25 protein-coding genes and 3 pseudogenes are annotated in these 23,444 nt (G+C 58.8%); 16 read left to right on the forward strand and 12 right to left on the reverse strand.

Annotated features, from left to right (window positions below):
- Positions 1–76: 76 nt before the first annotated feature.
- The 3 genes from ACIOWA_RS14360 (at position 77) to ACIOWA_RS14370 (ending at position 2,831) form a co-directional block, all read left to right on the forward strand.
- Entirely contained in the window at positions 77–448 is a 372-nt protein-coding gene (locus tag ACIOWA_RS14360; RefSeq protein WP_339465462.1) for a DUF6124 family protein, read from the forward strand.
- 274 nt (positions 449–722) lie between these two features.
- Positions 723–1,310: a ribosomal protein S5-alanine N-acetyltransferase gene (rimJ, locus tag ACIOWA_RS14365; RefSeq protein ID WP_339434255.1), complete on the forward strand. Its 588-nt coding sequence runs from the start codon at positions 723–725 to the stop codon at positions 1,308–1,310.
- A gap of 81 nt (positions 1,311–1,391) precedes the next feature.
- The gene (locus ACIOWA_RS14370; protein WP_339434256.1) at positions 1,392–2,831 is read left to right on the forward strand and encodes a glycosyltransferase family 39 protein; all 1,440 of its coding nucleotides are present in this window, start codon (positions 1,392–1,394) and stop codon (positions 2,829–2,831) included.
- Positions 2,832–2,897: 66 nt separating this feature from the next.
- On the opposite strand, the gene ACIOWA_RS14375 is transcribed toward ACIOWA_RS14370, so the two are convergent.
- Together ACIOWA_RS14375 and ACIOWA_RS14380 are read right to left on the reverse strand one after the other, a co-directional pair.
- On the reverse strand, positions 2,898–3,716 hold the full coding sequence (locus ACIOWA_RS14375) for a phosphatase PAP2 family protein (protein ID WP_401160371.1): 819 nt from the start codon (positions 3,714–3,716) through the stop codon (positions 2,898–2,900).
- Positions 3,713–4,384, reverse strand: a complete 672-nt coding sequence (locus ACIOWA_RS14380) for a histidine phosphatase family protein (protein WP_339434258.1) — start codon at positions 4,382–4,384, stop codon at positions 3,713–3,715. Before ACIOWA_RS14380 ends, ACIOWA_RS14375 begins: the two co-directional genes overlap by 4 nt.
- A 388-nt stretch (positions 4,385–4,772) precedes the next feature.
- On the opposite strand from ACIOWA_RS14380, the pseudogene ACIOWA_RS14385 reads away from it, so the two are divergent.
- Both ACIOWA_RS14385 and ACIOWA_RS14390 read left to right on the forward strand, forming a co-directional pair.
- A pseudogene (locus ACIOWA_RS14385) lies at positions 4,773–5,699 on the forward strand (methyl-accepting chemotaxis protein); the annotation flags it as partial.
- A gap of 144 nt (positions 5,700–5,843) precedes the next feature.
- Complete coding sequence (locus ACIOWA_RS14390) at positions 5,844–6,557, forward strand: methyl-accepting chemotaxis protein (protein WP_401160394.1); 714 nt, start codon at positions 5,844–5,846, stop codon at positions 6,555–6,557.
- A gap of 90 nt (positions 6,558–6,647) precedes the next feature.
- Here ACIOWA_RS14390 and ACIOWA_RS14395 read toward each other — a convergent pair whose 3' ends face one another.
- Positions 6,648–7,067 (reverse strand): type II toxin-antitoxin system VapC family toxin, encoded by a 420-nt coding sequence (locus ACIOWA_RS14395; RefSeq protein WP_339465454.1) that lies wholly within the window; start codon positions 7,065–7,067, stop codon positions 6,648–6,650.
- Positions 7,064–7,309: a FitA-like ribbon-helix-helix domain-containing protein gene (locus tag ACIOWA_RS14400; RefSeq protein ID WP_221730516.1), complete on the reverse strand. Its 246-nt coding sequence runs from the start codon at positions 7,307–7,309 to the stop codon at positions 7,064–7,066. The genes ACIOWA_RS14395 and ACIOWA_RS14400 overlap by 4 nt, the downstream gene beginning before the upstream one ends.
- A gap of 178 nt (positions 7,310–7,487) precedes the next feature.
- Between ACIOWA_RS14400 and ACIOWA_RS14405 the strand changes: the two genes are divergently transcribed.
- Together ACIOWA_RS14405 and ACIOWA_RS14410 are read left to right on the forward strand one after the other, a co-directional pair.
- Positions 7,488–8,504: an AraC family transcriptional regulator gene (locus tag ACIOWA_RS14405; RefSeq protein WP_401160373.1), complete on the forward strand. Its 1,017-nt coding sequence runs from the start codon at positions 7,488–7,490 to the stop codon at positions 8,502–8,504.
- Positions 8,505–9,021: 517 nt separating this feature from the next.
- A complete protein-coding gene (locus tag ACIOWA_RS14410; protein WP_339434146.1) occupies positions 9,022–9,384 on the forward strand; it encodes a DUF6124 family protein in 363 nt (120 codons plus the stop codon).
- 66 nt (positions 9,385–9,450) lie between these two features.
- On the opposite strand, the gene ACIOWA_RS14415 is transcribed toward ACIOWA_RS14410, so the two are convergent.
- From ACIOWA_RS14415 to ACIOWA_RS14440, 6 genes are all read right to left on the reverse strand, one after another.
- Positions 9,451–9,819 carry a glyoxalase superfamily protein gene (locus tag ACIOWA_RS14415; protein ID WP_339465451.1) on the reverse strand — a complete coding sequence of 123 codons (369 nt, stop codon included), beginning with the start codon at positions 9,817–9,819 and terminating at the stop codon, positions 9,451–9,453.
- A 118-nt stretch (positions 9,820–9,937) separates the two neighbouring features.
- Complete coding sequence (locus ACIOWA_RS14420) at positions 9,938–11,395, reverse strand: amidohydrolase family protein (RefSeq protein ID WP_401160376.1); 1,458 nt, start codon at positions 11,393–11,395, stop codon at positions 9,938–9,940.
- Between the two features lies 1 nt (position 11,396).
- Positions 11,397–12,257, reverse strand: a complete 861-nt coding sequence (locus tag ACIOWA_RS14425; protein ID WP_339434143.1) for a MurR/RpiR family transcriptional regulator — start codon at positions 12,255–12,257, stop codon at positions 11,397–11,399.
- A gap of 15 nt (positions 12,258–12,272) precedes the next feature.
- A complete protein-coding gene (locus ACIOWA_RS14430; protein ID WP_339465449.1) occupies positions 12,273–13,622 on the reverse strand; it encodes a GntP family permease in 1,350 nt (449 codons plus the stop codon).
- Positions 13,623–13,895: 273 nt separating this feature from the next.
- A complete protein-coding gene (locus ACIOWA_RS14435; protein WP_339434141.1) occupies positions 13,896–14,807 on the reverse strand; it encodes a LysR family transcriptional regulator in 912 nt (303 codons plus the stop codon).
- Between the two features lie 60 nt (positions 14,808–14,867).
- On the reverse strand, positions 14,868–15,458 hold the full coding sequence (locus ACIOWA_RS14440; protein WP_401160379.1) for an NAD(P)H-dependent oxidoreductase: 591 nt from the start codon (positions 15,456–15,458) through the stop codon (positions 14,868–14,870).
- Between the two features lie 184 nt (positions 15,459–15,642).
- Between ACIOWA_RS14440 and ACIOWA_RS14445 the strand changes: the two genes are divergently transcribed.
- The 4 genes from ACIOWA_RS14445 to ACIOWA_RS14460 all read left to right on the forward strand — a co-directional run bounded on the left by ACIOWA_RS14445 (position 15,643) and on the right by ACIOWA_RS14460 (position 17,557).
- Complete coding sequence (locus tag ACIOWA_RS14445; RefSeq protein ID WP_401160381.1) at positions 15,643–15,957, forward strand: putative quinol monooxygenase; 315 nt, start codon at positions 15,643–15,645, stop codon at positions 15,955–15,957.
- 147 nt (positions 15,958–16,104) lie between these two features.
- The gene (locus ACIOWA_RS14450) at positions 16,105–16,680 is read left to right on the forward strand and encodes an NAD(P)H-dependent oxidoreductase (protein WP_401160383.1); all 576 of its coding nucleotides are present in this window, start codon (positions 16,105–16,107) and stop codon (positions 16,678–16,680) included.
- 47 nt (positions 16,681–16,727) lie between these two features.
- A complete protein-coding gene (locus tag ACIOWA_RS14455) occupies positions 16,728–17,099 on the forward strand; it encodes a MerR family transcriptional regulator (protein ID WP_221730505.1) in 372 nt (123 codons plus the stop codon).
- Positions 17,100–17,206: 107 nt separating this feature from the next.
- Complete coding sequence (locus ACIOWA_RS14460) at positions 17,207–17,557, forward strand: cupin domain-containing protein (protein WP_122589396.1); 351 nt, start codon at positions 17,207–17,209, stop codon at positions 17,555–17,557.
- An 83-nt stretch (positions 17,558–17,640) separates the two neighbouring features.
- Here ACIOWA_RS14460 and mmsB read toward each other — a convergent pair whose 3' ends face one another.
- The gene (mmsB, locus tag ACIOWA_RS14465; RefSeq protein WP_339434137.1) at positions 17,641–18,528 is read right to left on the reverse strand and encodes a 3-hydroxyisobutyrate dehydrogenase; all 888 of its coding nucleotides are present in this window, start codon (positions 18,526–18,528) and stop codon (positions 17,641–17,643) included.
- 10 nt (positions 18,529–18,538) lie between these two features.
- Positions 18,539–20,065, reverse strand: a complete 1,527-nt coding sequence (locus ACIOWA_RS14470) for a CoA-acylating methylmalonate-semialdehyde dehydrogenase (RefSeq protein WP_221730503.1) — start codon at positions 20,063–20,065, stop codon at positions 18,539–18,541.
- Positions 20,066–20,214: 149 nt separating this feature from the next.
- Between ACIOWA_RS14470 and ACIOWA_RS14475 the strand changes: the two genes are divergently transcribed.
- From ACIOWA_RS14475 to ACIOWA_RS14495, 5 genes and pseudogenes are all read left to right on the forward strand, one after another.
- Positions 20,215–21,162: a LysR family transcriptional regulator gene (locus ACIOWA_RS14475; RefSeq protein ID WP_401160385.1), complete on the forward strand. Its 948-nt coding sequence runs from the start codon at positions 20,215–20,217 to the stop codon at positions 21,160–21,162.
- A 372-nt stretch (positions 21,163–21,534) separates the two neighbouring features.
- Positions 21,535–22,656, forward strand: a complete 1,122-nt coding sequence (locus ACIOWA_RS14480; protein ID WP_339434134.1) for a colicin E3/pyocin S6 family cytotoxin — start codon at positions 21,535–21,537, stop codon at positions 22,654–22,656.
- Between the two features lie 12 nt (positions 22,657–22,668).
- Positions 22,669–22,908: a pyocin S6 family toxin immunity protein gene (locus ACIOWA_RS14485; RefSeq protein WP_339434133.1), complete on the forward strand. Its 240-nt coding sequence runs from the start codon at positions 22,669–22,671 to the stop codon at positions 22,906–22,908.
- Positions 22,895–23,023 (forward strand): annotated as a pseudogene (locus ACIOWA_RS14490) (hypothetical protein); the annotation flags it as partial. The gene ACIOWA_RS14485 and the pseudogene ACIOWA_RS14490, both read left to right, overlap by 14 nt.
- Before the next feature lie 75 nt (positions 23,024–23,098).
- Positions 23,099–23,269, forward strand: a pseudogene (locus ACIOWA_RS14495) (colicin E3/pyocin S6 family cytotoxin); the annotation flags it as partial.
- Positions 23,270–23,444: the final 175 nt, after the last annotated feature.

The raw sequence follows: 23,444 nt of genomic DNA on the forward strand, positions 1-23,444 counted from the left end.
CTCCACGATTGCTGCCATCCAGCGGACGGTTTGACAGCCGCAACCGCAGAGATTGTTCATTCCACGGAGCTACGTCATGAAAAAAATCACCCGACTTACGCTTGTTGGACCGGTATCTGCCGAGGCGCAAACAGCCGGCCTGAAACCGCAACCCAACGCCACCAGCTCGAACCGATGCAATCCCCGCCGCACCATCCCCCTCAAGCAGATGCTCAGCGTACGTGACGACGTCGACACGACAACCCTGCTGGCGCATGCCAGTGACCTCCTTGAGTCCCTTGCGGTCATCAGCGCCAACTTTGCTGATGAGTTCGACGGTTCCCAGCGCCATGTTGCGGTGGCTATAAAGCAACTGAGTGCATTGGCCGAAATCGTGATCTGTCGGGTGCGGGACAATCTTGATCCCCATCGATCGTGCGCCACCCCCGACCCTGAAGTTCGCCACTGACGGGCAAAACCTGCACCGGCCTCGTTGTCGACCTGTGTTTTATCGACCGGTGGAACGACATCGAGACAGCGCCTCGAGATGAATTTTTCTTCACTGCTGCCGCTGCGCCAAACCGGTACAGTCCACTCGCTCATTCAAGAAACTACGGTTCGCCCGCACTCTCCCGCGGGCTTTTTTTTGCCTGGCGTTTACGCTCCCTTTGCCACCATCGCTTGCCGTACTCCAGGTTATTGCGCGAACCTGCCAGCAGACTTCTCGCCAACCGGAGCTCCCGATGTCGCTGCTGACCTTGCCCTGCCAACGCCTGACGCTGGCCATCCTTGCCCCGGATCAGGCGGCATTGGAAAGTGATTTCTACCAGCGCAATCAACGCCATCTCGCGGCGTGGTCGCCGATCCGGACCACCGATTACTTCTCCACCGAACAGATTCGCCGCCGCCTCGACATTCAGGCCAGCGCGTTTGAAGCGGGACTGGCGATGCATTTCGCCCTGCTGACACCCGATGACCAGCAGATGATCGGTGCCTGCAATTTCAGCGGGATTATTCGCGGTGCGTTTCAGGCGTGTTATCTGGGTTATCACATCGACGAAGCGCATCAGGGCCAGGGCTTGATGCAGGAAGCGCTGGAGGCGGCCATCGCTTACATGTTCGAGACGCAGAACCTGCACCGGATCATGGCCAACTACATTCCTGGCAACGATCGCAGTGCACGCTTGCTGGAGCGACTGGGGTTTGAGCGTGAAGGCTACGCCAAGGCGTACCTGAACATTGCCGGACGCTGGCAGGATCATGTGCTGACGGCGTTGGTCAATCCGGCCTTCGAAGCGCCGGATCAGCGCTGGTCACGACGCCTGGCGTGAAATAAACGCTGACGTTCACAATTTGTTAAGCATTGGCGACGTATGCTCAGGTTTCCCGCCCCTTCCGGTTGCCTGAAACCCATGTCGCGTGCCGCCACTTCGCTGTTTCTGCTTGCCGCCCTGCTGTTTTTCTTCGCGCTGGGTAACCATCAATTGCAAGGCTCCACCGAGGCTCGCGTCGCGGGGATCGCCATGGAGATGCACCTGGACAATGACTGGGTAACCCCACGTCTGTTCGGCGAACCGTTTCTGGAAAAACCGCCCCTGAGTTTGTGGCTGGACGCTGGCGCCATGCGCGTGTTCGGTGTTTCGCCGTGGGCGGTGCGATTGGCGTCAGCGGTTGCCGGGTTGCTCAGCGTGATGTTGCTGTACGGCATGTTGCGTCGCTTCGAACGGCCAAAAATGGTCGCCTGGACAGCAGGAATTCTCCTGGCAACCATGGCCAGTTACTGGAGCAACGTGCGCGGCGTTGGCGAAGATGCCCTGCTCGCGCTCGGCGTGACCACGGCGTTGCTGGCGTTTTTCCAGGGGCAACGCGCATCGAGCGTAGGCAATGCGTTGCTGTTTATCGTCGGGATTGCCATCGCCACATTGAGTAAAGGCGTGCTCGGGCTGGCGATGCCGGGGGTAGTGATTTTCGCTTATCTGCTGGCCGACAACCTGATGGACAAGCGCTTGAAGGTCGGCGACTGGCTAAGGCCCGGGTTGCTCACGGTAATCGGGCTGATTCCGCTGCTGATCTGGCTGGCCGTACTCTATCAGCACAGCGGCGTGCAAGCGCTCAAGGAAGTGCTGCTGACCAACAGTGTCGGACGCTTCAGCGGATCGTTCGTCGAGGCCGGGCACTACGAACCGTTCTATTACTACCTGGCCAAACTGCCCGAAGCCTTCCTGCCGTGGAACATTCTGGTGTACCTGGGGCTGTGGCATGTGCGTAAAGAGCTGAAGGCCAATCGTTACCTGCTGTTTTTCAGCCTGTGGATCATCGTGCAATTCATCATGCTGAGCCTGGCATCGAGCAAGCGCACGGTGTACCTGATGTCGATGACACCGGCTGCTGCGGTGATTGCTGCGGAATACGCAGGCGTGCTGTTTGAGCGATTGAAACGGCACGAAACTGCCACCGGGTTCGTCGGAAAAATCGCCCGTCATCGTCAGACACTGGCAATGAGCATCCTCACGCTGGTGATCGTCAGTTACCTGGGCGCAGCGCAATGGGCGCTGCCCCACGCTGATAAAAAACTCTCTTTCCTGCCGCTGACCGCACACATTCAGACGCTGCAGGCCGAAGGGCATCAGATCGCCCTGTTTCAGGCCAATGAACGTCTGGGTGGCGCTACCGTGTTCTACACCCAACGCGTGCTCAAGGGGTTGGATACCGATGCACAGTTGAGAGACTTCCTCGCCGCCTCTTCCTCCCACGTCGCCATAATGGCGGCAGACCGCGAACCCGCTGCGCCGTTGAAAGTGCTCAAGACGTTGATGGTTGCAAAGCAGGCGTACTACTTCGTCGGGTATTGAACTAGCGGGAGTACAAACAAGAAACCCGCCAGTAAAAGGCGGGTTTTCTGTAGCGATCGCAAAAACTCAGACAGACGCTTCTGGCTGCGTGCTGAAGGCCTGAGACTGCTTGTCCAGCACCGGCAACGCCAGCCGTGCCCACCCATAAAACGCCAGCGCCGTCAGCAAACACGCCAACCACACGAAGATTCCAGCCCAGAACGTGTGGGACATGTAGTGCCAGCCCTGCAGAACCCGCGTCGTGCCGTAGACGAAACCGAGCAACAATGAACCCCACAGCAAGGCACTGGAAAAACGCCACTGATAGCGACGCGCTACGAAATACAACGCCAGCATGGTGAAACCACCGGACGCATGACCGCCCGGCCAGCAACGCCCACTACCCGCTTCATGGAACAGCTGGAAATTGCTGTACCACTCGATATGGGCCATTTTTCCGCCATACAACGTCGTCTCGATCGGGCAGTAAACACTGGTGTGCGACTTGAGGAAATGGATCACGCCCGTACACACCGCGAACGCCACCACCACAAACAGAAAGTCCCGACGGTGATCAGCGGTGAATCGCAGCACGGGAGCGACTTTGCTGCGCTCCAGAAACGCGCCAAGTCGAGGACGCTTCTGTGCATTGACCAACGGCCAGACCACCGACAGCAGCGCACCGATCAGGGCGATTTCCGCCGTCCAGTTGGGAATGATCCGCGCCCATTTGTGCGTGAGCTTTTCAAAGAAGTGGATTTTGTCGAGCGGGAAGGTCTGGGTCAGTGGATCGAACAACAGATTGCTGAAGGCGATGTCGATTTTGGTCATGTCGAACATCAGGAACACCAGCGCCGCGCAGGCAAGCGGAATGCCGAAGTTATAAACGTAGAAGCGGGATTTCATCGGGTATTCACCGTGCGCCAGTCGGAAGCCTCAATAAAGCCGAGCATTTTCGGAGCCGCCGGGCTGGCAGCGGAAACAAACAGTGAAGCGCCGTAACCCAAGTTGGATGTCGGCACTTTCAGATCTTTTTCCAATTGCCCCATGCACTCGCTGTGGGTCACCAGAATCAGGTTACGACCGGGGATCTTGTGGGAAAGCGCGTCCTGCAACATGTGCCCCTTGCAGTTCATCAACCAGTCTTCGCCACTGGCGGCCCGATTGAACATGTAACCGGCCGTCTGCACGGTGCGCAGCGACGGGCTGTTGTAGATGTCGGCGTTGTTCAGGCCCAGTTGTTCGAACTGTGCACCGACACTGACGGCGGCACTGCGCGAACGGTCGGTGATGCCGTCATGGCCGATCAGGCACGGCGCACTGGAGTGATCGCAGCGCTCGACGTGGCGCACCAGCACGATCATGTCGCCCTTGGCCCACCCCGCCGCCAACGCCTTCGCACCGGCCACGTTGCCGTGGGCCAGATCCGGCACCGACGCCGGTGCCAGCAACCAAAGGGTCAGTGGAATCACCAACACCGAGGCCGCCAATACTACCCAAGTGTTTCGAAAACGCGCCAAACCGCTCAGATCAATCGAGCGCTTGGCGCCGAACAGACTCAGTCTCAGTTCCACAAAAACCGCCTCGCCAGCCAGCATCACTTGTCATTCGATGCGGCGAAGCTACAGACGCCCGTGTGGGCAGCCAGTGAAACCCATGTGAAAAAAGTCTTGGGATCGGCTTGTTACAAATTCTGTCGGACAAAATCCTTTCAGCTCTCGGATTTACGGCCGATACACACCTGCTACACCCTTGCTGGCTCAAAAAAACAACAATCTTCCAGCCTAACCGACGATCAAGAAACCCAACGTTTCTGGAGGAATTGTGATGAATAGCTGGTTCGGTAACATCAGCGTGAACCTGAAATTGGGATTGGGCTTCGGCCTTGTCCTGGCACTGACCTGCGTACTGGCCCTGACCGGCTGGACCAGCCTGGGCAGCCTGATTGACCGCAGTAACTGGATGAGCGACATCACCCAGCTCAACGCCGGCCTGACCAAACTGCGCGTGGTGCGCCTGCAATACATGCTGACCAACGGCGACGAGACCGCCGCGCAGAATGTGCAGACCACCCTCGACGGTTTCGCCGCACAACAGCAACAACTGCTCAACAGCTTCAAAAGCCCGGAAAACGTCAAACTGCTCAAGGAGCAGGCCGCGACCATCGCCGAGTACCAGACGTCGCTCAACAAGATGCGCAACGCCTACCGCACCGGTAACACCGCGCGCGAGACCATGGGCGCGAACGCCCAGACCGCTTACAGCCTGATTGAAGCGATCAGCACCCGCGTCCACCAGATGGCGATGAGCGAACAGCGTTTCGACCAGTTCCAGGCCATCACTGGCGCCAAGGAAGCGTTCATCCTCGCGCGCTACGAAGTGCGCGGCTACACCGCCACCACCAATGCCGAAACCGAGCAGAAAGCCATCGGCCAACTCGACGCGGCCATCGCCAGCCTCAAGCCACTGAATGTGCATTTCGGCGATACCCAGCAAGATGCCCTGCGTCAGCTGGAAACGGCGCTGATCAACTATCGCAGCGCGCTGATGGCCTACAAGTCCGCCAACAGCGAAGCCGTGCAGGCACGCAAGGAAATGACCGATCAGGGCAGCACTATCGTGAACCTGAGCGAGCAGTTGTATCAGATCCAGCTTGATCGCCGCGACGCCGAAAGCGCCCAGGCCCGCACCCTGCAACTGATCAGCACCCTGCTGGCTCTGCTGGTGGGCATCATTGCCGCCGTGATCATCACCCGTCAGATCACCCGCCCGCTGCAAGACACCCTTGCCGTGGTCGAGCGCATCGCCAGCGGCGACCTGACCCAGAACGTCACCGTCACCCGCCGCGATGAACTCGGTGTGCTGCAACAAGGCATCGCGCGCATGGGCGTGACCCTGCGCGACTTGATCAGCGGTATCCGTGACGGCGTCACCCAGATCGCCAGCGCCGCCGAAGAACTCTCGGCCGTGACCGAACAGACCAGCGCCGGTGTCAACAGCCAGAAAGTGGAGACCGATCAGGTCGCCACCGCCATGCACGAGATGACCGCCACTGTGCAGGAAGTCGCGCGCAACGCCGAAGAAGCCTCACAAGCGGCCGCCGCTGCTGACGGCGAAGCCCGTGAAGGCGACAAGGTTGTGAATGAAGCCATCGCCCAGATCGAGCGTCTGGCCAGCGAAGTGGCGCGCTCCACCGAGGCCATGAGCGTGCTGCAACAGGAAAGCGACAAGATCGGCAGCGTCATGGACGTGATCAAAGCCGTGGCCGAACAGACCAACCTGCTGGCGCTCAACGCTGCCATCGAAGCGGCACGCGCCGGTGAAGCCGGTCGCGGTTTTGCCGTGGTGGCCGACGAAGTCCGTGGTTTGGCTCAGCGCACACAGAAATCCACCGAAGAAATCGAAGGCTTGGTCGCCGGCCTGCAGAACGGCACACAGCAAGTGTCCACCGTAATGAACAACAGCCGCGCGCTGACCGACAGCAGTGTTGCCCTGACCCGCAAGGCCGGCTCGTCCCTGGAAAACATCACCCGCACGGTGTCGAACATCCAGTCGATGAACCAGCAGATCGCCGCCGCTGCCGAGCAGCAAAGCGCCGTGGCCGAAGAGATCAGCCGTAGCATCATCAACGTGCGCGACGTGTCCGAACAGACCGCCGCCGCGAGTGATGAGACCGCCGCCTCCAGCGTTGAACTGGCGCGCTTGGGTGGTCAGTTGCAGCAGATGGTCAGCCACTTCCGCGTCTGATTGACCAACTGAGGAAGAAGCCCGCAACCCCATCAAATCGATGTGATAGCGGGCTTTTTTGTGGGCGCTGTTGAACAGCAACAGAAGCCGTCAGCTCACCCACGGATCAATGATTTCAACACCACTTGACTCAAAATCCTTCACGTTACGAGTGGCAATCGATGCGCCATGTGCGCGGCAGATCGCGGCTATTTGCGCGTCAGCCATCGACACCGCGCGGCCCTTTGCTTCGCAATCAGCAACCAATGTTGCGCACTCAATGGCGGCATGAGCATCGAACGGCAAAATGCGCCCGGCAAAGTCCTCTTCGAACATGGCCATGGCATGCGCCTCAAGTTTTTGTTTGCGCTTGCCAGAGGGCAAGCGCGCGATGCCGTGAAGTATTTCGGCCACGGTGACAGCGCTGATTGCCAGATCCATCGCCGGCTGCGCATCCACCCAGGCAAGCACCCGGGTTGCAGGCTCGAGGCGCATAAACTCTGAAAGCACGTTGGTATCGAGCACTATCATTCAGAAAAATCCACGCCGGTGGCTTTATCTGAACGCGCGGGTAGATCCAGCTCCACGGCCCCCACATCGCTGAACCTGTTGCGAATCCGACTGCCAAGCCCACCCGCGCGATCAACCGTCGCCAAGGCTCTGCCCAGAATCAGGCGTGCCTCTTCTTCCATGGAATGTCCGTTATGCGCCGCAGTAATGCGCAACTGCTCCTTGAGCTTCTCATCAAGGTTTCGGATTGTGATGCTGGCCATGACGCCTCCTGCAATCAATGAAATCATTGATTGCAGGCTAACACATCCCGCCTTGCTGAGATTTGGCAATCTTCCCAGTGGCAATTACACCCTCAGCGCATTCCACGTCTGCAATTTACTTCAGCCATGCTTTCAAACTACCTTTCAGGGCATTCATTCGCTCATGCAGGCTTTGATCATGCCATCGCTCGGCTTCACCTCCGTTCCGCCCCTGCTCAAATACCTGCGCCATGCCGAGCGACTGGGCATGGCCATTGAGCCGGCATTGACAGCGGCCGGGTTGCAGGCGCAGCAGTTGAGCGACAACAGCCTGCGCCTGCCGGGTGAGGCGCATGAAAAACTGCTCGATTATTTCTGCGAACACTCGGGCGATCCGTTGTTTGGGCTCAACGCGGCAACGTTCGTGCTACCCAACTCGTGGAGCGTGCTGGGTTACATCACCATGAACTGTGCGACGCTGGGCGATGCCATGAGCCGCATCATGCCGTTCGAGAAACTGGTCGGCGACATGGGTGTGAGCCGCACCGAAGTGCAGGACGGCCATGTGCACCTGATCTGGACTTGCCGCTATCAGCGCCCGCAGATTCGCCGGCATCTGGTGGAAAACGTGCTCGGTTCGTGGCTGCACTATGCGCGCTGGATTGCTGATACGCCGATGTCGCCCGCCGCTGTCTGGCTGGAACATTCGCGCCCTGCCGAGACCACGTTGGCGCAGTACGAAGCGTTTTTCGGTTGCCCGGTTTTGTTCGATCAGGCTTATTCAGCGTTGATCGTGCCGTTGGCGTATCTGCAATTGCCGTTGCGCCAGGCCGATGCGCAATTGCTGCGCACGCTGGAAGAACATGCGATGGGGTTGATGGCGACGCTGGAGGATGCGTCGCTGGCGCTACGCGTGAAAACCATCCTGCGCCAATTGCTCAAGCAAGGTCTGCCGCGCAAGGAGCAAGTGGCCGAGCAGTTGGCCGTGTCGGCGCGTACGCTGCAACGTCAACTGCAACAGGCCGGCACCTCGTATCAGCAGATTCTCGATGACCTGCGTCAGGAACTGGCTGAGCATTACTTGCTCAACAGCAACCTGCCGATTCAGGACATTGCGCAGTATTTGGGTTTTACCGAACCGCGTTCGTTTCACCGCACGTTCAAGCGTCGACGGGGGATGCCGCCGGGGGAGTTTCGGCAGATGCATCGGGGCTGACTGTGCGGGCCTCTTCGCGAGCAAGCCCGCTCCCACAGGGGCTCTATGTCGTACACAAAATCTGTGTCCACTGACGATCCAGTGTGGGAGCGGGCTTGCTCGCGAAGGCGTCAGTCGCAGCACCGAAATCCGACAGGCAAATCCTTGATCTCTGTAGTGCAATAAACCCTTCGCAGCGCACCTGTTTAAAGACATCCGGTGTTACGTCCGACAGCCTACAAATCCTTGCGCCGCTGCCTACGCCTGCGCCAGAATCCGCCGGCTTGTGCGCCCCGGAGCCCATCGGTAACTTGAGTCCGTCACTGATTTCCAGTGATCGGGTTTAGTAGCCCGTGGTAATTCTGCTGGTCGTACATTCATCACAGGTGCTCCCGTACCTGAGCTTGATGGTGGCTGTACGTAGGGCGCTTCGGCGCGCCGGCTTAAGCTGAGTTCCCCGGTCTACTAACCTGCGTACAGCTGCCTCCCTTTCGTTTAGTAGCAAAAGGGTTGACGCTCAATGAAGGGAACACAGCTCATGTTCAAAGTAACGCCCAACCCGCCGGTCACCGACACGGTCTCCCCCTACGAATCGCCCGATTCAAAGAAATTCCACGAAGCCGCCGAGCGCGCCCTCGACCATTACCTCAAACCCGCCGACCAAATCATGGCCGCGCCGTACAAACCCAACGCGCTGTACATGGCGCACCCCGAGGCCGACACCGAATCCCTGCTGGCCGATGCCAGTGAAACCCTCGGTTCGGCCACGGTCATGATCAACAACCATGTGGCGCTGGTTGAAGGCACGCACCGCAAGACACTGCAAGGTATTGCTCAAGTGGTGATGCTGGCCGAATTGGCCGTCAATCGCGTGTTGGACACGTTAGTGCCGACTGAGTAACGAAAAAGCCCGCAGTCAAACCCTCACGGTTTGGCTGCGGGCTTTTCTGTGCAGCTTAAAACGGTTTCAAACACTGATCGCGTTGGTAAACACCAGCCGATTGCCAAACGGGTCGGCAATGGTCATGTCCTGACTGCCCCACGGCATGGCCTGGATCTGAGGGTGCGAGAATTTGTAATCCCTGGCCAGCAGTTGCTGCTGAAACGCCTCCAGCTCATCCGTTTCAATCCGCAGCGCCGAACCCGGCGTCGCATCACCATGATGCTCGGACAGATGCAGCACGCACTCCCCCCGCGACACTTGCAGATACAACGGGAAATTCGCTTCGAAACGATGCTGCCAGTCGATCTTGAAACCGAGAAAGTCGACGTAGAACTCTATGGCTTTGGCTTCATCGAAAATACGCAGGATCGGAGTGGTTTTGCCGAAGCTCATGGGGGGCTCCCTGACTGATTGGCCCAAAAGTGTAGCGGGGCTGAATGTCAGCACTTCGGCTTGTGGATGGCTTTCTTTAGTCGCAATGTGCCACTGCTGTGACGCACTGCGCGAAACGTCAACGAAAGCCGTCACGCAAATCGCCCTCGCGGGCAAGAAAGCGCCCTGCCCTTCGCCCATTCGCCTGCCCATCGCCATAACTCAAAACACCGTTGATCCACACCCCGTCAATGCCTTGCGCCGGCCGTTGCGGGTCGGTGAAATCCGCCACGTCACGCACCGTTGCCGGATCGAACAACACCAGATCGGCCCAGTAACCTTGCCGAATCTCGCCCCTGCCCTTCAAGCCGAACCGGGCCGCCGACAGACCGGTCATTTTGTGCACCGCTGTGTGTAAGGGAAACAACCCGACGTCACGACTGAAATGTCCCAACACCCGTGGGAAAGCGCCCCACAAACGCGGATGCGGGAACGGGTCTTCCGGCAGTCCGTCAGACCCCACCATCGACAACGGATGCGCGAGGATTCTTCGTACATCGGCCTCGTCCATGCCGTAGTACACCGCCCCCGCCGGTTGCAGGCGTTTGGCGGCGTCGAGCAGCGGCACGTTCCATTGCGCGGCGATGTCGATCAGGTCGCGGCCGCTGACCTCCGGATGCGGCGTCGACCAGGTGATGGTGATGCGGTGGGCGTCGGTGACCTGTTTGAGATCCAGCGTCGATGAACTCGCCGCATACGGATAACAATCGCAGCCGACCGGGTGAGTGTTTGCCGCGTCTTCAAGAGCGGCCAACAACTGCGGACTGCGCCCCCAGTTACCGACACCGGCGCACTTGAGGTGGGAAATGATCACCGGCGAGCGGGCATGACGACCGATTTGAAACGCCTCGTCCATCGCCTCCAGCACTGGGGCGAATTCGCTGCGCAGGTGGGTGGTGTAAACGGCGCCGAATGCCGTGAGTTCTTCGCTCAGTTGCATCACTTCATCGGTGCAGGCGTTGTAGGCGCTGGCGTACGCCAGGCCTGTGGATAAACCCAGCGCACCGGCCTCGAGACTTTCGCGCAACTGCTCGCGCATGGCGCTGATTTCGTCAGCCGTTGCGGTGCGGAACAAGTCATCAAGATGATTGCTGCGCAGCGCTGTGTGGCCGATCAGTGCGGCGACATTGAGCGTGGTGTTGGCCGCTTCGACCGCTGCGCGATAGTCGCGAAAACGTGGATAAACGAACGCCGCTGCCGTGCCGAGCAGGTTCATCGGATCGGGTGGATTGCCTTTCAACGTCACCGGCGAGGCGCTGATCCCGCAGTTACCGACAATCACCGTAGTCACGCCTTGGCTGAGCTTGGGCAGCATTTCTGGCTGGCGGATGACCACGGTGTCGTCGTGGGTGTGCACGTCGATAAACCCCGGTGCCAGCACGCGGCCGGCAGCGTCGACTTGTTCGTTCGCGGTGGCGTCGTGCAAGTCGCCGATCTGCTCGATGCGACCATTGACAATCGCCACGTCGGCACTGTAACCGGGGCGGTTGCTGCCATCGATGATCAGGGCGTTACGAATCAACGTGTCGTACAGCATGTCAGTCTCCCAGCGGCAGGTGATCATCGCCGCCACGGTATTCGTCGAGGGCGAGTTTGATCCGCCGCAGACGTTCTTGATTGTCTTGAGGATTGGCCAGCGCCAACTCGGTGGCAAGCACGTCGATGGCCAGCAACATGCCGTAGCGCGCTGCCGTCGGTTTGTAGATGAACGAGGTTTCCGCGCTTTGCAGCGGCAGAACGAGGTCGGCCCGTTCGGCCAGCGGCGAATCGGCGCGGGTGATGGCCAGAATGCGTGCGCCGTAGTTGCGCGCCAGTTCGACGGTTTCCAGTAGTTCCGGGGTAATTCCGGTCAATGAGCAGACGATGACGACTTGCTCGGCGCTCAGGCTGGCGGCGGTCAAACGCATCATCACTGCGTCATGACACACCGCAATCGGATAGCCGAGGCGCACCAGGCGCACCTGCAATTCATCGCTGCACAGGGTCGAGCAGCCGCCCATGCCGAACGCGTGAATCATGCGTGCCTGGCTGAGCATTTTCACCGCGTCGGCAAATCGCGATTCGTCGAAGGCCGCCAGATGCTGGCGCAGCGTGGTTTCGATATCGCCAACAATCTGCCCGTAGAACGCCGACTGCTCAGGCGTGCCGGCCGGGTCGAGAAAACGGCTGCCAACGCCGCTGGCCTGGGCCAGTTGCAGGCGCAGATCACGCAAATCGCGACAGCCGACCGTGCGCGCAAACCGCGACAGTGTGGCGGTGCTGACGTCGGCCCGTTGCGCCAGCTCTTCGAGGCTGGCGGAGGCGGCAAAGCCGACGTCGTCGAGCATCAGCCGGGCAATGCGCCCTTCACCGGCGCTGAAGGAATCCTGACGGGCGCGGATCTGGTAGAGGATGTCCATGACGGCGGGCTCCGGTTACAGCACGTAAGAAAGGCCGACGGTCAGACCGAAAGCAACCAGCGAGATCAAGGTCTCAAGCACGGTCCAGGTCTTGAACGTCTGCGCGACCGTCATGTTGAAGTATTCCTTGATCAACCAGAAGCCACCGTCGTTGACGTGGGAAAAGATCACCGACCCGGCACCGGTCGCCAGCACCAACAGTTCAGGGTGTGGATAACCCAGACCGATGGCGACTGGCGCAACCACGCCCGAAGCGGTGGTCATCGCCACCGTGGCCGATCCTGTTGCCACGCGCATCAACGCCGCAAACAGCCAGCCCATCATCAGCGGCGACAGATGAAATTCGTGAGCGAGGCCAACGATCTGATCGGTCACACCGGCATCGACCAGAATCCGGTTCAAGCCACCGCCCGCACCGACCAGCAAGGTGATACTGGCCGTCGGCGCCAAACATTCATTGGTGAACTTGAGGATCGATTCGCGGTTGAAACCCTGGGCGATGCCCAACGTCCAGAAACTCAGCAAGGTCGCCAGCAGCAGCGCAATCACCGAGTTGCCGATGAACAACAAGAACTGATTGAAGCCGCTGCCCGGTGTGGAAATCAGGTTGGCCCAACCGCCGATCAGCATCAGCACCACGGGCAACAGGATGGTCGCCAGGGTAATGCCGAACCCTGGCAGGTTGTCGCGCGGTTCGCGGTCGAGGAATTGTTTTTCCAGCGGGTTATTCGCCGGTAATTGAATGCGCGGCACGATGAATTTGGCGTAGAGCGGCCCTGCGATGATTGCCGTCGGTATGCCGATCGCAATCGCATACAGCAGCGTCTGCCCGACCGACGCTTGATAGGCCTGCACCGCCAGCATCGCTGCCGGGTGCGGCGGTACCAGCGCGTGCACAACCGACAGACCGGCGACCATTGGCAGGCCGACCATCAAAATCGACACACCGACGCGCCGCGCCACGGTGAACGCAATTGGCACCAGCAAGACAAAACCGACCTCAAAGAACAGCGGTAAGCCGACCAGAAACGCGATGCACACCATGGCCCAGTGCGCGTTCTTTTCACCAAATTTGTCGATCAACGTGCGCGCCATCTGCTCGGCGCCGCCGGACTCGGCCATCATTTTGCCGAGCATCGTCCCCAACGCCACCACCAGCGCAATATGCCCCAGCGTCTTGCCCACCCCGGCCTCATACGCGCCCACCACGCCGGACGGCGGCATACCCGCGACCAGCGCCAGGCCGATGGAAATCAGGGTGATGACAATGAACGGGTTGAGCCGGTAACGGGCGATCAGCACGATCAGAGCAATGATGGCGACGGCGGCGTAGACCAGCAGCCAATAGCCGAAGGAAGGCGTCATGCGGTACTCCTCGAAAGGGTCACGTTCGAATGGGTTGTGAAACTCATAAATCATTTCGAGATCGAGTTTTCAAACGCCATGAAAGTTATTTTCGTGGAGAGGTAAGACCTGTCGCGGATGAACAGGCCGTGTCGCGATTATTGAAAATCGCGGGGTGGGATTTACATCGTTACGGGGTTAACACAAAACCCTGTGGGAGTGGGCTTGCTCACGAAGGCGGTGTGTCAGGCGACAGCAACGGTGGGGGCCGGGCTTGCTTGTCGCGCACCTCATTCAGCCTTTGAAATCGGCGCTGGCGTAGGCGGCGAGTTTGCTCTGGATGAAGTCGAGGAAGCACTGAATGCGCAGCGCCAGTTGCGAGTTACGGTAATACACGGCGTTGATCGGCTGGCGATAACCGCTGTTGAACTCGGCCAGCACCACGTTCAGGCGCCCGGCGCGAATGTCATCGATGGTCATGAAGTGCGACAGGCACGCGATGCCCTGCCCTTCCAGCGCCAGTTGCCGCACGGTCTCGCCACTGGAGGCGCTGATCGCCGGGGTGATCGGCCAGCGGTCGCCGTGCACATACCGCAACGGCCACTGATTGAGGCCCTCGTTCTGAGTAAATCCGAGCAAGGTGTGTTCGCTCAGATCGGCCACTTGCAGCGGCGTGCCGTGCTTTTCGAGATAGGCGGGACTGGCGACGATCAACAGCGGACTGCATCCGAGCGAACGCGCATGCAGCGTCGAGTCGGCCAGGGTGCCGATGCGGATGGCGATGTCGGTGCTCTGTTCCAGCAGGTCAATGATCAGGTCATTGCTGTTGAGTTCGAGCTGGATGTCGGGGTAGAGCCGGCGGAATTCGTCGATGTACGGTACGACGGCGTGGAGCATGAACGGCGACGCGGCGTTGATCCGCAGGCGTCCGGACGGCGTTTGCTGGCGAGAGGACAGACGTTCTTCGAGCGCGTCCATCTGATCGAGAATCAGCTTGGCGTGCTCGAAGAAATACTTGCCCTCTTCGGTCAGGTCCATGCGCCGCGTGGTGCGGTTGATCAGCGTGGTGTCGAGCTTGGCTTCCAGCCGCGACAGGGTGCGGCTGACCGCCGACGGCGTTTGCCCGACCTGCTCGGCGGCGGCGGAAATCGAGCCGCATTCGATCACGCAGACGAAAATCTGCAACTCATCGGATCTGGCTTTCACGGGTGTCCTCGGATCGATTGGCCTGCACCGCAGGTTCAGGCCTTCGATAGTAGCCGAGCATCAAGCCTTGAGGCCAAACACCTCGGTCAAATGCTGCTCATAACGCGCCACATCGCTTTCGATGTTCGGGCGTTTCATCACGTCAACGCAGAGGAAGGTCGGCAGGCCGGTCATGCCCAAAAACTCGTTGGCCTTGTGGAACGGGAAGTACACCGCGTCCACGCCTTTGGCTTCAAAGAAGTCGTTCGGATCATCGAAGGCTTGCTGTGGCGCGTTCCAGGTCAGCGACAACATGTATTGCTTGCCCTGAATCAGCCCACCGCTGCCGTACTTCTGCGACGCGTCGGAACGGGTGCGGCCATCACTGGCGTACAGGCTGCCGTGGCCTTCGGTGAAGACTTCGTCGAGGTACTTTTTCACCGTCCACGGCGCGCCCATCCACCAACCCGGCATCTGATAAATGATCACGTCGGCCCAAAGGAATTTGGCCACTTCTGCGGCAACGTCGTAACCCTCGTCGATGAAGGTGGTTTTGACATCCATACCGCCACGATCCAGCACGCTCAGCGCCGTTTCATGCAGGGTGGTGTTGTAGCGACCGTCGGAGTGGGCGAATTTTTTACCGCCATTGAGCAACAGAACTTTTTTCATGAGAAAGCCTCGGCGCAGCCATTGGGCTGGATGGAGAAGGAAAATTGAATGGCGGCAGATTAACCATCCCTCTTGCGCGGAATAAGCCGGGGTGGCGCAAAATACATTTGAGTAAAACGCACGAATCGATATCTGATTGTTGCCGTAGCATTCACAGCCATCTGAATTGGAGGAGTCGTTTCTGATGAGTGAACGCCGGGGTTTCATCCTGCACGCCAAGACCCGCCCAGAGAAAGCCGAGGCTTTCGAAACGCTGTTTCGCGCCTACGTCGAGCCAAGCCGCGCTGAGCCGGGCTGCATCGAATACCACATGCTGCGCGACATAGAAGATCCGACGCTGTTCATCTTTTACGAGGTCTGGGAGTCCCAGGCGCATCTCGATGTGCATTCGACGCTGCCGCACATGAAGACGTTTTACGCCGAGCGCATGGACTATCTGGAGCGCGATTTCGATATCCGTCTGATCGACATGCTCAGCGAAGCATCGGCTAACCGCTGATCAGCAAGTGGGCGCGGCGCCGCTTGATGGTGCGCGCCCGGGAGTTCAGCGCCCGGCCCAATTACGCCAACGCCTTGCTGCGCGCCTTGACTCTCCCCTAAGGGGCAGACTTCATCCTTGGCTTTTTCATCAGCAAGGACGATGACGATGGGCAAACGTATTCTGTTGATTCTCGGGCATCCTTCGGCGAACAGCTTGTGCGCCGCACTCGCCGAAAGTTATGCACAATCGGCACTCGATGCCGGACACGAAGTTCGCCAGTTGCGACTTGGTGAAATGAACTTCGATCCGGTGTTACGCCAGGGCTATCAACAGATTCAAGCGCTGGAAGATGACTTGAGTGCGGCACAGTCCGACATCCTCTGGGCCGAGCATCTGACGCTGGTTTACCCGATCTGGTGGGGCGGCATACCGGCGCTGCTCAAAGGTTTTTTTGATCGGGTGTTGTTGCCGGGTTTCGCCTTCAAATACCGCAAAGGCAAAGCGTTCCCCGACAAATTGCTGAAAGGCCGCACCGCGGATTTGCTGGTGACCATGGACACGCCGCCCTGGTATTACCGCTGGGTCTATCGCATGCCCGCCTCGCATGAAGTACGCAAGAGCACCCTAGCGTTCTGCGGAATAAAACCACTGCGCACGCTCACGTTCGGCCCGGTGCTGGGCTCAAGCGCTCAGCAGCGACAGGCGTGGTTGCTACAGGCGCAGGCTATCGTCAGTCGTTGAGTCTGGCGATAATCACTGAGGCAAAGCCAAGGTAAAAAGGACTGTTCATGTACATCAGCGAAGCCGCTCAACGCGCCAGCTCCACGGTCAAAACCATCCGCCATTACGAGGCTATTGGATTGCTGCCCCCACCTCGACGACAGGGCAAATATCGCGTCTACGACCAGCAAAGCGTCGAACTGCTGGGTTTTATAAAGTGTGCGAAGGAGATGGGCTTCAAACTTATGGAGCTGCAGAAAATTTTCGCAGGCCATCACGGTGAGTCGATGCCTTGGGCTTTGGCACAGCAGGCCATCGAAGACAAAAAACGCGAGATCAGCGACCAGATCGCCAAACTTTCTCGACAGCACGCGCAGTTGGTGGCATTTGACGCGAACCTGCAACAGGCCCGAGAGCAATGCCCGCTGGAAAATCTGTAAGTGTTGGCGCGTTTCTGAGCAGCTCGATGTCGAGCACAGACAACTGAGCGGCGAGCCGGCGCTATAGGGTGCGACTTCATTCCTCATGTCCACCGCCCGGAGTCCTCATGACCGCGACCGCCCCTATCACCGTTCTGCGCGACACCCACCCGCTGCCGGTACTCGACGCCTGCAAATGGGAAAAACTCGAAGGCGACCCGCACACCGTCAACCTCAATGCTTACACCAGCGAAGACGGCAGCAAGATCATGGGCACCTGGATCTGCACGCCGGGCAAGTGGCGCGTTGAATACGTGAAGTGGGAGTACTGCCATTTTCAGGAAGGCTACTGCGTGATCACCCCGGACGGCATGGCGCCGATTCATCTGCGCGCCGGCGATATTTTCGTGGTTGAACCGGGCATGAAAGGCACTTGGGAAGTGGTCGAGACCGTGCGCAAATATTTCGTGTTCGCCTGATGAAAAAAAACCGGGAAATCACCCGACGTGATTTCCCGGCAACACTGACTGCACGTTGATTGCCCCTACATCGGCGGCGATTGCTATTGCGGTTTGCGATAGCTGTTGATGATCGCCGAGAAGTCTTTCCCGCCGTCCCCCCGCTGGCTCATCGCTTGATACAACTGCTGCGCCACCGCGCCGAGCACCACCGGTTGGTGTGCCTGACGCGCCGCTTCAGTCGCCAGCCCCAGATCCTTGAGCATCAGTTCGGCACCGAAGCCGCCGGTATAACCGCGCGAGGCCGGTGCCGTTTCGACGATGCCAGGCCACGGGTTATACATTTCCGAACTCCAGCAGCGACCAGTCGAACTGTTGATGATCCCGGCCAGCACCGAGGTGTCGATCCCCAGTGCATCGCCCAATGCCATGGCTTCACTGACGCCAACCATCGAGATCGCCAGCAGCAGGTTGTTGCAGATCTTGGCGATCTGCCCGGTGCCGACTTCACCGCAATGCACGATGTTGCGGCCCATCTGCGCCAGCACCGGTTGCAAAGTCGCGAACAGCTCCGGCGTTGCACCGACCATGAAAGTCAACGTCCCGGCGGTGGCGCCGCCCGTGCCGCCGGAAACCGGTGCGTCCGCCATGGCCACACCTTGCTTGGCAGCGGCCGCCGCCACATCGCGAGCGGTCTGCGGATCGATGGTGCTGCAATCCACTGCCGGCACGCCTTTGCCGATACCGGCCAACACGCCGTCCTCTCCCAACCAGACACTGCGCACATGCACTGCCGCCGGGAGCATGGTGATCACCAGTTCTGCATCTTCAGCGGCTTCGCGCGCCGAGGCACGAATGGTGCCGCCCAGTTGTTCCAGTTCTGCCAGCACGGTTTTGTTCAGATCGACCAGACTCAGTGAATGGCCGGCCTTGATCAGGTTGCGCGCCATCGGTGCGCCCATGTTGCCCAGACCGATAAATGCGATTTTCATGGCTCGTTCCTCAGCGCAGGTTGATGGTGGTGTTCACGCCGTCATTGACGCTGTCGTCATCGAACCAGCGCGCCGTGACCGTTTTGGTCTGCGTGTAGAACTGCACCACTTGCTTGCCATACGGGCCGAGGTCGCCGAGTTTCGAACCACGGGAACCGGTGAAGCTGAAGAACGGCACCGGCACCGGAATCGGGATGTTGATGCCGACCTGACCGACGTCGATTTCCGTCTGGAACTTGCGCGCCGCCGCACCACTCTGGGTGAACAGGCCCGTGCCGTTGCCGAACGGGTTGGCGTTGACCAGCGCGATGGCCTGGTCGAGGGTATCGACTTCCAGCACCACCAGCACCGGGCCGAAGATTTCCTGGGTGTAGATCTGCATGTCGGTGGTCACCCCGGAGAACAGGGTCGGGCCGACGAAGTTGCCTTGCTCGTAACCCGGCACGCTGATGTCGCGACCGTCCAGCTCAAGCTTGGCGCCCTCCTTGATGCCGCTTTCGATCAGGTCGAGGATCCGCGCCTTGGCTTTCTTCGAGATCACCGGGCCGACATCGGTGCCCGGCTCGCTGCCGGCGTTGACCTTGAGCTTCTGCGCCAAGGCTTTGAGATCCGGCAGCCATTGTTTGGCCGCACCCACCAGCACGACCACCGAAGTCGCCATGCAACGTTGCCCGGCTGCGCCAAAACCGGCACCGACCAGTGCATTGAGGGCCTGCTCGCGATTCGCATCGGGCAACACCACGGCGTGGTTCTTCGCGCCCATCATCGACTGCACGCGTTTGCCATGTTTGCCGGCCAAGTCGTAAACGTGAGTGCCAACAGCGGTCGAACCGACGAAGGACACGGCTTTGATGTCTTTGTGCGTGCACAGGCCATCAACCACGTCTTTACCGCCATGCACCACGTTGAGCACGCCCGCCGGGACACCGGCCTCAATCGCCAATTCCACCAGCAGCAGGGTCGACAGCGGATCCTGCTCCGAAGGCTTGAGCACGAAGGTGTTGCCGCAGGCGATGGCCATCGGGAACATCCACAACGGAATCATCGCCGGAAAGTTGAACGGCGTGATGCCGGCGCAAACGCCGATCGGCTGACGCAGGGTGTAAGTATCAACGCCACCGGCAACGTTCTCGGCGAATTCGCCCATTTGCAGCGTACCGATTGAGCAAGCGTGCTCGACCACTTCCAGGCCACGGAAAATATCGCCCTCGGCGTCGGCAATGGTTTTGCCCTGCTCGGCGCTCAGCACCACGGCAATGCGCTTGGAATGCTCGCGGATCAGCGCTTGCAGCTTGAGCATGATGCGCATACGCGCGCCGATCGGGGTCAGCTTCCAGGTCTGGAAGGCGCGTTGCGCGGCGCTGACAGCGGCGTCGACTTCAGCGGCGGTGGCGAACGGAACTTTGGCCAGCACTTGCTGGGTCGCCGGATTGACGATGTCGTGCCATTCGGTGGACTGCGACTCGACCCACTCGCCGTCAATCAGCAGCTTGACCTTCTGCAGCGTGGTGTCGTTGGGCGTAAGCGATGCGTTCATGCTGGTCTCCAGAACTTGTTCTTATCGTAGGAGCCAAGGCGAAGGGTTCGCCTTGAGATGAGGCGTGTGTCACGAATTGGTTGTCGGACGGTTTTTGGAGTATAGATGTGCAAACTTCTAATAAGAACGCACATATAAGCCCGTCCATCATGCAAAAAAACATCACCTCACTAGGTTCACTGAACTGGGACGACCTCAAGTTTTTCCTCGAAGTCGCCCGCACCCGCAAGGCCAGCACCGCCGCCAAACGGCTCGCCGTCGACTACACCACGGTGTCGCGGCGGATCAGTTCGCTGGAGGCGGCGCTCGGTACGCTGCTGTTCGAAAAGTCACGCACCAGCGGCTTTGTCCTGACCACCGAAGGCCAGCGTTTGCTCGGTTATGCCGAGTCGATTGAAAGCACATTGCACATGGCCTGCGAGCAGGTGTCAGGCTCCGGCGTGGCGCTGTCCGGGCATGTGCGGATGGGCTGCACCGAAGGGTTTGGCAGCTTTTTCATCACGCCGCAGTTGAGCCACTTCGTCGACGCCTACCCGGCGATCTCGGTGGACATCCTGCCCCTGCCGCACTTCATCAGCCTGTCCAAACGCGAAGCCGACATTGTCATTGCCCTGGAACGCCCGGAACACGGGCCATACGTGTGCTGCAAACTCTGCGACTACCGCTTGCAGTTGTACGCAACACAGGACTATCTGGACCAACACCCCCCTATCCGCCGCTCGGCCGATCTGAGCAAGCATCAATTCATCAGTTATGTGGATGATCTGGCGTTCAGCTCGGAGCTGTTGTACCTGGCGAACGTGCTGCCAGGCGCAAGCGCAAACCTGCGCAGCACCAGCGTGATCGCGCAATACGTCGCAGCGCAGCAGGGGCGCTCACTGGCAATTCTGCCGTGCTTCCTCGCCGCACAGGACCCGCGCCTGCTGCCAGTGTTGCCGGAGGAAATCGACATCACCCGACAGTTCTGGATGTACTGCCGTGAGGACTTGCGCAAGTTGAAGCGGATCACCCTGTTGTGGGATTACATCCGTGAGGTGACCGAGCGTAATCAGGCGCTGTTGATGGGGCAGACTCGGGAGATGCGGTTTGCTGACTGACAGGCTTTCAAGGAATCAGGTGACCGGATCGTAGCGAGGTCAGCACGCCCTTTTCAACCGTTTTGTAACAGGGGTTGGTACACGACTTGTAACTTTGAAAGCGCATCGAAGCCCATATCTTGATTGTTCGAATTTAACGCTGTCATGGCGGCTGCATTGTCGAAGATTGCGATGAAAGCGCTACGGCAAACTGCCACCATTCAAAGTCCTTTCCCAACCATTTATCCTCCGCACCTCCAGCAATTGACATGGAACATAGGGAACTTTCAGCACGGCTTTTGGGATTTGTCCTACAGCCATTGCATGAGCTTCCCGCAACGTCGATGCTGCCCAGCTACAGGCTGGAACTCCCCAAGGACGAAAGGAAGCGGCATGTCTGGCTATGTACCCAACCCGCCAAAGGGCTACCGCTACAGCGGTGTTGAGCCTGTCGATATCCATGCCCAGCGTTGGGCGGAATACAAAGACCTATCACCAAAACCAGAAGACAAGCCCGACACAATGGGCTGTGTGTTTGCCAAGAGCTGCAACCTCCCTGATGGTGTGATCGACCACAAGAACCCATCCGGGTTTGTGCCTGTTGAGAAACTGGCCGACTACGGACTGTGGGCTGTGCTTGGAACCGGGGCAGCGATTACCGCCCAAGGCACCCCACTCCAACTGGTGGGCGGGTCTGCTACTGGCAGTGCAATTGCTAAACGTCTTGGCGGGTCGCTATCACTGGGCCTGCTGAAAGGATCAGGTGTTGTTGCTGCTGGCTTTGTAACAGGTACGGTTGGGATGCTGATCCCGAACACCAGCATTTCACCTGATAGCGCCTTCTACAACAACGATCAATACGCAACGCTTGAAACTGGCCGCACCCGTGTACGCGTCAACGTGAAGACTTTGCCGGATGGCTCCGTTAACGCCTACGGCTTCTACACGGGCGGTAAAACGGACTGGGAGAATGTCCCTGTCATCAAGGGCGATAAAGTCGGTGAGACATATGTTGCTGACATCGGCAACGGGATTGGGCTCACTTGGACGCCAGCGGTAAACCCAGATGGCGTACTGGGCATTCCTGCACTGGAAGGTGCTCCGCAATTGCCACCAGTGTGGGTTTATCCGCCGACCGAACAGGCCAATAAGATATTGGTCAATCCGGTGCATCCACCAGACTACCAAGATGCAATCATCACATTTCCTAACGCCGATATTCAGCCGATTTACATTTCGCTGAGCGTATCAGGTGACCATAGCTATCACCCGGCCCCCGCTGACGGGCTGGCAGCATTTCCCGACGCAGTAAGCACGAGAAGCAAAAGCTCTGTTCAAGGCGGTGGCAAAAAACGCGCTCGCTGGAAGGACAGTAAGGGCCGAATTTACGAATGGGACAGCCAGCACGGAGCAGTTGAAATGTACGACAAGCAGGGCAAGCACTTGGGGGAGTTCGACGCGGAAACAGGCGAGCAAACCAAGGCAGCAAAACCCGGAAGAACCACCCCTAAATAGAGAGAAAAAACCATGCATTTATGGATCAGCGGTTTTTTGGACGAAGATAACGAAGACGACTCGTTGAAGTACTCTTTAACAGTTCTGCCTGAATTTGAAAAAGCGGTAATGGGTATTCTCGGATGGCAAAGTCTTGCGGCTGAATGTGATGGCGAGCTTCTACTAACGCCTGAGCAAGTCCGGCAAATTTCAACTGCAATGAATGAGCAATTGCCAACTGAATTAGATCTTTTTATTGGTGTACGAGGCTGAAAATTTTCGATTGCCAGTCCTCTCGTGCGAACAGGCAAGCAAGAACCAAAGGCACGCTATAGGGATAGAGCGGGGAAAGCGTGGATCATTCGAGCTGCACCATGCAGACGAAGTAGCCAAGGGTGGGAAAGTCTACGATGTCGATAAGCTGGAAAACCGCCACTTCGGAGAGGAGCTTCCCATGATCAGCGGGGGTCTGCGTAAACGGTGGAAAACTAGGGATGGCAGTATTCTCGAGTGGGATAGCCAGCATGGTGCTGTTGAGATGTACAACAAACGCGGCAAGCACCTCGGGGAGTTTGATCCAGAGACTGGACAGCAAACTAAAGACGCAAATAAGACTCGCGAAGTCGAACCGTGAAATACACCGTTGAAGCTTTTGACAAAGAAACCGAATTTTTAGCTTTTGAGATCGACCTTCCGAACGGGTGTGATGTTCAGTTAGGGATGGTCTGAAGTAGCCCTGTATTTCCGGCCAACTTCAACCTCATCCAATTTTGAAAGCGGTAGACCGATCAAAAACGATCAGATTGCCC

Origin of the sequence: Pseudomonas sp. NPDC087614 (assembly GCF_044743485.1) — a bacterium.
GTDB lineage: Bacteria > Pseudomonadota > Gammaproteobacteria > Pseudomonadales > Pseudomonadaceae > Aquipseudomonas > Aquipseudomonas baetica_A.

Coding starts and splice junctions, on each gene's coding strand:
- ACIOWA_RS14370 (WP_339434256.1), top strand. CDS start 1,392: ATGTCGCGTGCCGCCACTTCGCTGTTTCTGCTTGCCGCCCTGCTGTTT.
- ACIOWA_RS14375 (WP_401160371.1), bottom strand. CDS start 3,716: ATGAAATCCCGCTTCTACGTTTATAACTTCGGCATTCCGCTTGCCTGC.
- ACIOWA_RS14475 (WP_401160385.1), top strand. CDS start 20,215: ATGCAAAAAAACATCACCTCACTAGGTTCACTGAACTGGGACGACCTC.
- ACIOWA_RS14405 (WP_401160373.1), top strand. CDS start 7,488: ATGCCATCGCTCGGCTTCACCTCCGTTCCGCCCCTGCTCAAATACCTG.
- ACIOWA_RS14455 (WP_221730505.1), top strand. CDS start 16,728: ATGTACATCAGCGAAGCCGCTCAACGCGCCAGCTCCACGGTCAAAACC.
- ACIOWA_RS14450 (WP_401160383.1), top strand. CDS start 16,105: ATGGGCAAACGTATTCTGTTGATTCTCGGGCATCCTTCGGCGAACAGC.
- ACIOWA_RS14400 (WP_221730516.1), bottom strand. CDS start 7,309: ATGGCCAGCATCACAATCCGAAACCTTGATGAGAAGCTCAAGGAGCAG.
- ACIOWA_RS14470 (WP_221730503.1), bottom strand. CDS start 20,065: ATGAACGCATCGCTTACGCCCAACGACACCACGCTGCAGAAGGTCAAG.
- ACIOWA_RS14390 (WP_401160394.1), top strand. CDS start 5,844: ATGCACGAGATGACCGCCACTGTGCAGGAAGTCGCGCGCAACGCCGAA.
- ACIOWA_RS14445 (WP_401160381.1), top strand. CDS start 15,643: ATGAGTGAACGCCGGGGTTTCATCCTGCACGCCAAGACCCGCCCAGAG.
- mmsB (WP_339434137.1), bottom strand. CDS start 18,528: ATGAAAATCGCATTTATCGGTCTGGGCAACATGGGCGCACCGATGGCG.
- ACIOWA_RS14440 (WP_401160379.1), bottom strand. CDS start 15,458: ATGAAAAAAGTTCTGTTGCTCAATGGCGGTAAAAAATTCGCCCACTCC.
- ACIOWA_RS14360 (WP_339465462.1), top strand. CDS start 77: ATGAAAAAAATCACCCGACTTACGCTTGTTGGACCGGTATCTGCCGAG.
- ACIOWA_RS14485 (WP_339434133.1), top strand. CDS start 22,669: ATGCATTTATGGATCAGCGGTTTTTTGGACGAAGATAACGAAGACGAC.
- rimJ (WP_339434255.1), top strand. CDS start 723: ATGTCGCTGCTGACCTTGCCCTGCCAACGCCTGACGCTGGCCATCCTT.
- ACIOWA_RS14395 (WP_339465454.1), bottom strand. CDS start 7,067: ATGATAGTGCTCGATACCAACGTGCTTTCAGAGTTTATGCGCCTCGAG.
- ACIOWA_RS14460 (WP_122589396.1), top strand. CDS start 17,207: ATGACCGCGACCGCCCCTATCACCGTTCTGCGCGACACCCACCCGCTG.
- ACIOWA_RS14425 (WP_339434143.1), bottom strand. CDS start 12,257: ATGGACATCCTCTACCAGATCCGCGCCCGTCAGGATTCCTTCAGCGCC.
- ACIOWA_RS14415 (WP_339465451.1), bottom strand. CDS start 9,819: ATGAGCTTCGGCAAAACCACTCCGATCCTGCGTATTTTCGATGAAGCC.
- ACIOWA_RS14410 (WP_339434146.1), top strand. CDS start 9,022: ATGTTCAAAGTAACGCCCAACCCGCCGGTCACCGACACGGTCTCCCCC.
- ACIOWA_RS14420 (WP_401160376.1), bottom strand. CDS start 11,395: ATGCTGTACGACACGTTGATTCGTAACGCCCTGATCATCGATGGCAGC.
- ACIOWA_RS14480 (WP_339434134.1), top strand. CDS start 21,535: ATGTCTGGCTATGTACCCAACCCGCCAAAGGGCTACCGCTACAGCGGT.
- ACIOWA_RS14430 (WP_339465449.1), bottom strand. CDS start 13,622: ATGACGCCTTCCTTCGGCTATTGGCTGCTGGTCTACGCCGCCGTCGCC.